Genomic DNA, 6,082 nt, shown 5'->3' with positions numbered 1-6,082 from the left:
TTTTTCTTGTTTTTTGACTTGTTTTCTTTGGTGTCCTTGACCCCGCCCGCGCGGGAGGCCCCGTCGTGCCGCGTCAGGCCTCCCGCGCGACGAACGCGCCGGCCCGCGCCGCGGCCAGCGTGCGCAGCGCCGCGTCGCGGGCGACCGCCAGGTCCACCGGTTCCTTGGTGACCAGCAGGCGGTAGTAGAGCGGCGCGGAGATCGCCCGGATCACCTCCATGCCGTCGGTGCCCTCGGGCAGCTCACCCCGTTTCACCGCGAGGTCGACGACCTTGGCCCACTCCTCGATGCGCCGCAGGTAGAACGCCCGCAACGCCTGGACGGCCTGCGCGTCGGAGGTGCCCGCCGCGATCACCGCCTGGAACGTGGCCCCGAGCCGGTGGTCGGTGACCGCGCCCACGACGGCCACGGCGTTGGCCAGCAGGTCGCCCTCGATGGATCCCGTGTCGGCGTGCGGTGACGACTGCTCGGCCAGCTCGGTCATCAGGTCCGTCACCAGCCCGGCCCTGCTGCCCCAGCGCCGGTAGACCGTGGTCTTGCCCACGCCGGCCCTGGCCGCCACCTGGTCCATGGTCAGCCCATGGAAACCGTGCTCGACCAGCTCGTCCTGAGTGGCCTCCAGCACGGCCGCGCGCACGCGCGCGGTGCGGCCCCCTGGCCGCACAGTCCCCGCCAAACGGGACTCTTGTTCCATTAATGCCCCTCTCGTGCTATCGTCGTGCCGCATCTTAACGGAACTAGCGTCCCATTAGGGGGATGGCATGACCGTGCTCGCCGATCGGCCCCGATCCGATCGCATGACGTCCGCGCAGCGGCTGGTTCTGGTGCTCCTGCTGGGGTCCCAGTTCATGCTCGCCGTGGACTTCTCCATTCTGAACGTGGCGCTGCCGGTGATCGGTTCAGGTCTCGGCTTCGCGCTGTCCGACCTCCAGTGGGTGGCCACGGCGTTCGCGCTGGCCGCCGCCGGGTTCACGTTGCTGTTCGGCAGGATCGCCGACCTGTTCGGGCGGCGCCGGCTGTTCCTGGCCGGCATGGTGCTGCTCGGCGTCTCCTCGCTGGCCGGCGGCCTGGCCGTCTCACCCGGCATGCTGCTGGTCGCCCGGGTCGTCCAGGGCCTGGCCACGGCCGTCGTCACGCCCGCCGGGCTCGCGCTGCTCACCACGTCGTTCCCCGAGGGGCCGCTGCGGGCCAGGGCGCTCGGCCTGAACGGCGCGCTGATGTCGGCCGGGTTCACCTCGGGCGCGATCCTGGGCGGGCTGCTGACCGAGCTGCTGAGCTGGCGGTGGGCGTTCTTCGTCAACGTGCCCGTCGCGCTGGCCGTGGTCGTCGCCGCGCCCGTGGTGCTGAAGGAGAGCCGTCCCGCCGAGCGGCCCAGGATGGACCTGCCCGGCGCGGTGACCGTGACCGCCGGCCTGCTCGCGCTGGTCTTCGGCCTGACCAGGGCCGGCGAGCACGGCTTCGCCGACGCCCTCGGCCTCGGCGCGCTGGCCGTCGGCGGCGCCCTGCTCGTCGCCTTCTGGTACGTCGAGCGCCGCGCCGCCGCGCCCCTGGTGCCCGTCTCGATCCTGGCCAGGCCCAACGTCACGTGGGGCAACCTGGCCGGGCTGATCGCCTTCGCCACCGAGACGTCCCTCGTCTTCCTCATGACCCTCTACCTGCAGAAGGTGCTCGGCTACTCGGCCCTGGCGACCGGGCTGGCGTTCGGGGTGCTGGGGCTCGGCACCGTGCTCGGCGGCGTGCTCGCGCCCCGGGTCCTCGGCCGGCTCGGCAGGGGCCGGGCGCTGGCGGCCGGGTTCGGGCTCCAGGCCGTCGCGACGGCGTCGCTGGCGCTGCTCGGCGCCGGGCCCGGCTGGATCTGGCTGCTGCTGGCGGCCACGTTCGCGGGCGGGATCGGGAACATGGTGGCGATCGTCGGGTTCATGGTGACGGCCACGTCCGGCCTGCCGGACTCCGAGCAGGGCCTGGCCACCGGCCTGGCGACGATGACGCAGCAGGTCGGCATCACCATGGGCATCCCCGTCATGAGCGCCGTGGCCACGGCCGCGATGGGCACCGTGCTCCAGGGCGTGATCGTGGCGGTGCTCGTCAACGCCGCACTCACGTTCGGCGGAGTGCTGATTTCCCGCAAGCGTTCGGCAATGTCGAACTGATCTGCGCTAGGGTGGCCGCCGTGGGAGAGACGATTCAATCGGTGGAACGGGCGGCCGCGATCCTGCGGCTGCTCGCATCCGGCCCCCGCCAGCTCGGCGTGGCAGAGCTGGCCAGGGCGCTGGGCCTGCCCAAGGGCACGCTCCACGGCATCCTGCGCACGCTGGTCCGGGTCGGCTTCGTCGAGCAGGACGCCGCCACCGGCAAGTACCGGCTCGGGGCCACGCTGCTCCACCTGGGCAGCAGCTACCTCGACGTCAACGAGCTGCGCACCCGCTCGATCAACTGGGCCGACGCCCTGGCCGGGCGGAGCAGGGAGAGCGCCTGGATCGGCACCCTGCACGAGGGGCACGTGCTGGTGATCCACCACGTGTTCCGCCCCGACGACAGCATGCAGACCCTCCAGGTCGGCACCTACCTGCCGACGCACGCCAGCGCGCTCGGCAAGGTGCTGCTCGCCTACGACCCGTACGGCGAGTCGCTCGCGGCCCCGCCGCTGCCGGCCTACACCGACCGCACGCTGGTCGACGCCGCCAAGCTGGAGGAGGAGCTGGAGCAGGTCCGGGCCAGGGGGTGGGCGGCCGAGATGGAGGAGCTCACCGAGGGCGAGGTCGCCATCGCCGCCCCGATCAAGGACCCGCGCGGCCTCGTGGTGGGCGCCATCGGCATCCGCGGCGCGGTCGAACGGCTGACCGCCGACGGCGCCCTGACCATGGAGTACGTCTCCTACGTCCGCGACGCCGCCCGCGCGATCACCCGCGATCTGGCCAGATGACCGGTTGAACAACACCGGGGCGAACACGTAACATCGCTCACATCGTTCGACAATGTCGAACCCCGACTCCCAAGCGAGGAACCTCGTGCCTCGACCGCACTACATCGCCGCCATCGACCAGGGCACCACGTCCAGCCGGTGCATCGTCTTCGACCAGGCCGGCAACATCGTCACCGTCGCCCAGCGCGAGCACCGCCAGATCTTCCCCAAGCCCGGCTGGGTCGAGCACGACGCCGAGGAGATCTGGCAGTCGGTCCGGACCGTCATGGCCGAGGCCACCGAGGGGCTCGACATCGCCGCGCTGGGCATCACCAACCAGCGGGAGACCACCGTCCTGTGGGACCGGGAGACCGGGCGTCCCGTCTGCCCCGCGGTCGTGTGGCAGGACACCAGGACCGACGCGCTCACCCGCGCGCTCGCCGAGCACGAGGGGCTGTTCAAGGAGAAGGCCGGCCTGCCGCTGACCACGTACTTCTCCGGGCCGAAGATCCGCTGGCTGCTCGACGCGTACGGCCTGCGCGAGCGGGCCGAGCGCGGCGAGGTGCTGTTCGGCACGATGGACAGCTGGCTGCTGTGGAACCTGACCGGCCGCCACCTGACCGACGTGACCAACGCCAGCCGCACGATGCTGATGAACATCCACACGCTGAGCTGGGACGACGACCTGCTCGCCGCCCTCGGCGTGCCGCGCGCGATGCTGCCGGAGATCCGCCCGTCCGCCGAGGTCTACGGCCACACCGCGGCCGGCGTGCCGGTGGCCTCCGCGCTCGGCGACCAGCAGGCCGCGCTGTTCGGCCAGACCTGCTTCGAGCCCGGCGAGACCAAGAGCACCTACGGCTCGGGCAGCTTCCTGCTGATGAACACCGGCCAGGAGCCCGTCGTCTCCCGGCACGGCCTGCTGACCACCGTCGGCTACCAGATCGGCGACGGCCCGGCCACGTACGCCCTGGAAGGCGCGATCGCCGTCACCGGCTCGCTGGTGCAGTGGCTGCGCGACAACCTGGGCCTGATCTCCAGCGCCGCCGAGATCGAGACGCTGGCCAAGACCGTCGACGACAACGGCGGCTGCTACTTCGTCCCGGCCTTCTCGGGGCTGTTCGCGCCCCACTGGCGTTCCGACGCCCGCGGCGTGATCGCCGGGCTGACCGGGTTCGTCACCAAAGGCCACATCGCGCGGGCCGTCCTGGAGGCCACCGCCTGGCAGACTCGCGAGGTCGTCGACGCGATGAACGCCGACTCCGGCCTCGACCTGACCACGCTGCGCGCCGACGGCGGCATGACCGCCGACAACCTGCTCATGCAGACGCTGGCCGACGTGCTGGCCGTCCCCGTGATCAGGCCGATGGTCGCCGAGACCACCGCGCTCGGCGCCGCGTACGCCGCCGGCCTGGCCACCGGCTACTGGCCCGACCTCGACAGCCTGCGCGCCAACTGGCACAAGGCGTCGGAGTGGCGGCCGGAGATCGACGAACAGGTCCGCGCGCGGGAGTACCGCAATTGGAAGAAGGCCGTGGCCCGCACCCTCGACTGGGTCGAACAGTAGGACTGGAGCACGTCATGAACATCGCCATCGGCGCCGACCGGGCCGAGGTCCGGCACGAGCTCTCGCGCGCCACGTACGACCTGCTGGTGATCGGCGGCGGCATCCTCGGCACCTCCGTCACCTGGATGGCCGCGCAGGCCGGGCTGCGGGTGGCGATGGTCGAGGCGGGCGACTTCGCCGGGGCCACCTCCAGCGCGTCCTCCAAGCTGGTCCACGGCGGCCTGCGCTACCTGCAGACCGGCAACGTCAAGCTGGTCGCCGAGAACCACCGCGAACGCCGCGCCCTGGCCGCCGACATCGCGCCCCACCTGGTCAAACCGCTCAGCTTCCTGGTGCCGATCTACAAGGGCGGCCCGCACGGCGCGGCCAAGCTCGGCGCCGGCGTCTTCCTGTACTCCGCGCTGTCGGTGTTCGGCGACGGCATGGGCAAGGTCATCACGCCGCACCAGGCCATGACCCGCGTCCCCGCGCTGCGCAGCGAGGGCCTGCGCGCCGCCGCCGTCTACGGCGACCACCAGATGAACGACAGCCGCGTGGCCGTCATGACCGTGCGCGCGGCCGTCGACGCGGGGGCGGTCGTGCTCAACCACGCCGAGGTCGTCGGACTGCGCAAATCGGGCGCCAACGTGACCGGGGCCGAGCTGCGCGACCGCCTCGACGGCACCGAGTTCGGGGTGGACGCCCGGCTCGTCCTCAACGCCACCGGCCCGTGGGTGGACCACCTGCGCCGGATGGAGGACCCGCACGCCGCGCCGAGCATCAGGCTCTCCAAGGGCGCCCACCTGGTCATGCGCCGCCACGACCCGTGGAAGGCCGCGCTCACCACGCCGATCGACAAGTACCGGGTCTCCTTCGCCATCCCGTGGGAGGACCACCTGCTGCTCGGCACCACCGACGAGGCCTACGAGGGCGACCCTGCCGACGTGCGCGCCACCGACGCCGACATCGCCCAGATCCTCGACGAGGCCGGCCACGCCGTACGCGACTGCCAGCTCCGCCGCGAGGACATCACCTACGCCTTCGCCGGGCTGCGCGTGCTGCCCGGCGGCCCCGGGCAGGTGTCGGCCGCCAAGCGGGAGACCGTGGTGACCAGGGGCGCGGGCGGCATGTTGTCGGTCGCGGGCGGCAAGTGGACCACCTACCGGCACATCGGCAGGCACGTCCTGGAGACCCTCTCCCGCCTGCCGGGCCGGCCGCTCGGCGACGACCTGGCCGACATCCTGCCCGCCGTGCCGCTGCCCGGACTGGCCAGCCCGGACGCCGTCGCCATGCGCCTGTGGACCGAACGCGAGCCGGGCGCCCGCATGGACCCGCTGGTCGCCCGCAACCTGGCCACCCACTACGGCACGATCGCCTTCGACGTGGCCCGGCTCATCCGCGACGACCCCTCGCTCGGCGAGCGCATCCACCCCGACGGGCCCGACATCTGGGCCCAGGCCGTCTACGCCCGCGACCACGAGTGGGCGGCCACCGTCGACGACGTCGTGCGCCGCCGTACCACGCTCACCGTGCGCGGCCTCGACACGCCCGACGTCCGCACCCGCATCGAGCAGCTCCTCGCCTGATCGTCAACCGGGCCGCGGCGGCACCCCGCCGCCGCGGCTGCGACGAACGTC

Annotated in this window: 5 protein-coding genes; 4 read left to right on the top strand and 1 reads right to left on the bottom strand. The window is 72.3% G+C overall.

Going from position 1 to position 6,082, the window contains the following annotated elements:
• Window positions 1-73 precede the first annotated feature (73 nt).
• Complete coding sequence (locus AB0J71_RS25275) at window positions 74-694, bottom strand: TetR/AcrR family transcriptional regulator (RefSeq protein ID WP_352326144.1); 621 nt, start codon at window positions 692-694, stop codon at window positions 74-76.
• 103 nt (window positions 695-797) lie between these two features.
• On the opposite strand from AB0J71_RS25275, the gene AB0J71_RS25270 reads away from it, so the two are divergent.
• The 4 genes from AB0J71_RS25270 to AB0J71_RS25255 are packed head-to-tail and all read left to right on the top strand — an operon-like array spanning window position 798 to window position 6,031.
• A complete protein-coding gene (locus tag AB0J71_RS25270) occupies window positions 798-2,150 on the top strand; it encodes an MFS transporter (RefSeq protein WP_364416315.1) in 1,353 nt (450 codons plus the stop codon).
• A gap of 20 nt (window positions 2,151-2,170) precedes the next feature.
• Entirely contained in the window at window positions 2,171-2,923 is a 753-nt protein-coding gene (locus AB0J71_RS25265; protein ID WP_352326147.1) for an IclR family transcriptional regulator, read from the top strand.
• A gap of 52 nt (window positions 2,924-2,975) precedes the next feature.
• Window positions 2,976-4,466, top strand: coding sequence for a glycerol kinase GlpK (gene glpK, locus AB0J71_RS25260; protein ID WP_364416313.1), 1,491 nt, complete (start codon window positions 2,976-2,978; stop codon window positions 4,464-4,466).
• Between the two features lie 14 nt (window positions 4,467-4,480).
• Complete coding sequence (locus AB0J71_RS25255; protein ID WP_352326150.1) at window positions 4,481-6,031, top strand: glycerol-3-phosphate dehydrogenase/oxidase; 1,551 nt, start codon at window positions 4,481-4,483, stop codon at window positions 6,029-6,031.
• Window positions 6,032-6,082 lie beyond the last annotated feature (51 nt).

It is taken from the genome of Nonomuraea sp. NPDC049637, assembly GCF_040675235.1.
Lineage (GTDB): Bacteria > Actinomycetota > Actinomycetes > Streptosporangiales > Streptosporangiaceae > Nonomuraea.
This window is presented reverse-complemented; position numbering and strand designations above follow the sequence as displayed.

Excerpts from the sequence above, each read along its gene's own strand:
- AB0J71_RS25275 (WP_352326144.1), bottom strand. The coding sequence starts at position 694 with ATGGAACAAGAGTCCCGTTTGGCGGGGACTGTGCGGCCAGGGGGCCGC.
- AB0J71_RS25270 (WP_364416315.1), top strand. The coding sequence starts at position 798 with ATGACGTCCGCGCAGCGGCTGGTTCTGGTGCTCCTGCTGGGGTCCCAG.
- glpK (WP_364416313.1), top strand. The coding sequence starts at position 2,976 with ATGTCGAACCCCGACTCCCAAGCGAGGAACCTCGTGCCTCGACCGCAC.
- AB0J71_RS25255 (WP_352326150.1), top strand. The coding sequence starts at position 4,481 with ATGAACATCGCCATCGGCGCCGACCGGGCCGAGGTCCGGCACGAGCTC.